Origin of the sequence: Acinetobacter sp. 22323, assembly GCF_052044895.1 — a bacterium.
Taxonomy (GTDB): Bacteria; Pseudomonadota; Gammaproteobacteria; order Pseudomonadales; family Moraxellaceae; genus Acinetobacter; species Acinetobacter schindleri.
In genome coordinates this window covers 1-3,513 of record NZ_JBQEOL010000042.1, presented here as the reverse complement: position 1 = coordinate 3,513, position 3,513 = coordinate 1, and the positions used below count along the sequence as shown (strand labels likewise).

Genomic DNA, 3,513 nt, shown 5'->3' with positions numbered 1-3,513 from the left:
GAATACTCGTCCTAGAAAGGCGTTAGATTGGCTTACACCATTAGAGAAATTTGCTCAGCTTGTTGATTATCATATGGCTTTTGAAACTGTCGCACCTCATGTTTGAATTCGCCATGTAATGCACTCAGACCTAGTATGCCGGATGACTATTATTTTATTTTTATTAGAATAAGGACATAATTAAACAGAAGGAATTTAAGTCATAATTAACTTGAATTGACCTTTTTGACAAAACTGTGGTGCAAGACTGTAGGTTAATTACAATGTTTACTTAACTGTATATTTTTTACTCAATACTATTTATCTTACCTACATTCAATTACATACAGAACATAAAATCATCAAAACTAAGTTGGAAGGCTACAATTTTGAATGATAGTTTAAGTTTAAATTTTTAGTATCTGAGGTGAACAATGAAATTGTTGACATTATTAGGTGTAGGTGTGGCTGCAAGCTGTTGCTATCAAGTTATTAAAAATAATCAGCCAATTCTCGCAAATCCGGATTTTGATGAGACAGTAAAGCGATTTTTATTAAAAGAGTTCTCGGCTTAATTGCTGGAACAATATTGTTAAGTAGATTCCTCAAATTTTCTTAGATTCAGGAAATTCTCAATGTGACGTAAATGATCTTATTTAATCTTTAATAAGATGATATTTAAATCAAGGCAGTTAAAAGAGGAAAATACTTAAACATTCCCATAAACTTATTCATAGGAAGAAAAATTATGCTAAACCTTATATTTTGTTTATTGGCTTTGAAGGGTGCAACTGAAATTGATCATCAGGTCCATGGGGGCGAGGTAGGTGACAATAAGGATTGAGTCTAATTAGATAGACGCTCATAAAACCCGGCAGAGAGAAAATTTTATCCTTATCAATTAAGATTTTAGTTAAATATTTTATTGACAGTCTCTTGAATCTTGATTATTTTACTAGGTGTTCAAAAAGCTCCACACTTGATTAAATATCGAGTTTTATCCGCATCTTCCCCAAGGTGCGGTTTTTTTATAAAAAATATTAATTTTTTGCCTTTCCTAAGAAAAAAACGATGTTTTAAATACTCACTTAAATTTAATTTTTTCTAAATGTGCCGGGAAAAATATAAATAGGGCAAGAAATGTATTTTCATTTATTTCTGCCGTTAAAAATACCTGCATGTACCCTGATAAATAAGATAGCAATCCAGATACTGCTTCTTACTCTATTATCAAAATCGATAATGAAGTCTCAGCTGGTTTATAAAATCAGGAGGGTGTTACGATGAGTAATTTCAGTTTATCACCACTATTCCGTCGGAGTATTGGTTTTGACCGCTTAAGTGATCTATTCGATTTTGCATTACAAAGTGATACGCCAAACTTTCCCCACTATAATATTGAAAAAACAGGAGATAATAATTATCGTATTTCTGTTGCAACTGCAGGATTTAATCAAGATCAACTTGAGATTAATTTGGAAAATAAGGTACTGACTATAACTGGTAAAATAGTAGAAGAAAAAAACGATCCAAACGTTGAATATTTATATAAGGGAATCGCAAGCCGTTCATTTAAGTTATCGTTACGCCTGGATGAACATGTAGAGGTTCAGCAGGCAGATTATGATAATGGTTTATTGACTATAGATCTGCAACGGAATGTCCCTGAAGAGGCGATGGCACGCCAGATTCCTATTGGTCGTAAAATTAATGAATAGGTATGGGGAGAGTCGAAGACTCAATAATAAAAATAATTTTCTAATAAGAATAGAACAAATTTAAGCCACCTTAGGGTGGTTTTTTTATTGCCTCCAGAACTAGGTTGCTGGTTTGACTATTTATTGCAATAATTAAATTTCAGACTTATTTAATATGGATATATATATAATTCGTATATATATTTATATTTTTTATAGATTGTCTATTGTTTGATCGTTGTATGTTTTATCAACTATCCTAAATCAGCGCAAAATGGTTAAGGGGAAAGCTCACAGGAATGTGGGCTTTTTTATTTTATACACATAAATTAACCTTTCATTTAAAAAAACTTTCCAAATAGCTTTGGAATGCAATCCATATAGATGATACCTATAGAGGTTGTTATTTCTAATCTATTGAGGTGAGCAATGAAATTATTAACATTGATTGGCGCAGGCGTATTGGCTGGATACTGTTATAAAAAGGCTAAATACAAAAAGGGAAATGCAAAAAACTGTTCTCATCAAGAAGCGGAGACAGAATCTAAGGCACCAAATACCCCTGAATAAATTGATAAAAGACCTCACAAATGAGTGAGGTCTTCGACTATTTAGAAAGGAAAAATAACAATCAAATGCAAATATTGGCTAAATTAATCCTTGGCCTTGTTTAACTGAAGAAACGACTAGGCTGAGTATTTGTTGATTTTGCAATTAGTAGCTTTCTAATTAATTTATATATTTATGAGAAGTCCTCAATTAGTTTAACAAGTACTTAAAGAAACATAAAACTAACGGGTAAGAACTATTAATATATATTTCCTATACTTACATAAATCTATTCATAAGTTATCTTTAAATAGTTTAAAGAGAAAATATTTGGCTAAGGACTATAAAATGGTAATTAGGGATTGATCGGTTTAATTTTCTATTAATTTTATATAGTTAGATGAGATTTTTAAATTCTAGGGATCATTCTCCTTATATCTTGAATAGGGGAGCACTAAAGCAAGGAGATCGATATGTTCCAGTTCGTGCTTTGCTTATTTGGCCTACATAGTACCATTGAGTTTGAATGTACGGCTGATAGCGAAGAAATTAAGTTATGTCGCGATTGCTTGAAAGAAATTAAATAGGTTTAGTACAGTAGGGCTAGATACATTTGGATATAAAGTTACCCTGTTTCTTAAGGTGAAGTCAGGGCTGGTCTATTAGAAGCTAAAAAAATATCATTAAATATTCAATAGAAATTAATAATGATAAATCTTTGTACGTGGTTCAATGATTTTGATGAAAATGATCATGGTGAATAATGAAAGTCAAATTTTTAAAGCCGTGTGTCGATTTAATAATAGAAAAGACAATTAACTTGAGTCATGAGATTTAATCTGAATTAATAAAGTGCAAATATTTTAAAATTTCTAGTAACCCTTTATATTTAGGATTGAATGTTAAGATAAGCTACAATATAAGCAACAAGAAGTCAGAGTGCACTTTAATGACTAAACTTGAAATATTGATAACTTTATTGGCTATCATAATTATTAGTACAGTGATCTACGTATTGGCCCATACTTTGTAATTAAACCTCCTTTGGGAGGTTTTTTTATGAAGTGTTATTTTTGGGTACTTGTTAATATAAAGCTGTAATGAACCAAAAGCTCATAAAAATATACCAAGGATCAAATGTTAATGAAATAGGATGAATATTCTTATTGATAATGGCTTTGTTGCACAAACCTATCTGTAAAGGCTTTTTTAGCGATATAATTTTCAAATGAAGAAGCCTACACACAAAATCTACCGCACAACCAATTGGCCCGCATATAACCGAGCA

The 3,513-nt window shown here is 31.1% G+C and carries 3 protein-coding genes and 2 pseudogenes; 4 read left to right on the top strand and 1 reads right to left on the bottom strand.

The genetic code is table 11. The features are described from left to right. The 4 genes and pseudogenes from ACTJIX_RS14760 to ACTJIX_RS14745 form a co-directional block, all read left to right on the top strand. A pseudogene (locus ACTJIX_RS14760) lies at positions 1–106 on the top strand (IS30 family transposase); the annotation flags it as partial. A 307-nt stretch (positions 107–413) separates the two neighbouring features. Beyond that, positions 414–554 (top strand): hypothetical protein, encoded by a 141-nt coding sequence (locus ACTJIX_RS14755; protein WP_004809164.1) that lies wholly within the window; start codon positions 414–416, stop codon positions 552–554. Positions 555–1,262: 708 nt separating this feature from the next. Further along, positions 1,263–1,697 carry an Hsp20 family protein gene (locus ACTJIX_RS14750; protein ID WP_005221855.1) on the top strand — a complete coding sequence of 145 codons (435 nt, stop codon included), beginning with the start codon at positions 1,263–1,265 and terminating at the stop codon, positions 1,695–1,697. 408 nt (positions 1,698–2,105) lie between these two features. Then, positions 2,106–2,246 (top strand): hypothetical protein, encoded by a 141-nt coding sequence (locus ACTJIX_RS14745; protein WP_171056670.1) that lies wholly within the window; start codon positions 2,106–2,108, stop codon positions 2,244–2,246. A gap of 1,063 nt (positions 2,247–3,309) precedes the next feature. Here the strand turns inward: ACTJIX_RS14745 and ACTJIX_RS14740 are convergent. Continuing rightward, positions 3,310–3,513 (bottom strand): annotated as a pseudogene (locus ACTJIX_RS14740) (hypothetical protein); the annotation flags it as partial.

Coding starts and splice junctions, on each gene's coding strand:
- ACTJIX_RS14745 (WP_171056670.1), top strand. CDS start 2,106: ATGAAATTATTAACATTGATTGGCGCAGGCGTATTGGCTGGATACTGT.
- ACTJIX_RS14755 (WP_004809164.1), top strand. CDS start 414: ATGAAATTGTTGACATTATTAGGTGTAGGTGTGGCTGCAAGCTGTTGC.
- ACTJIX_RS14750 (WP_005221855.1), top strand. CDS start 1,263: ATGAGTAATTTCAGTTTATCACCACTATTCCGTCGGAGTATTGGTTTT.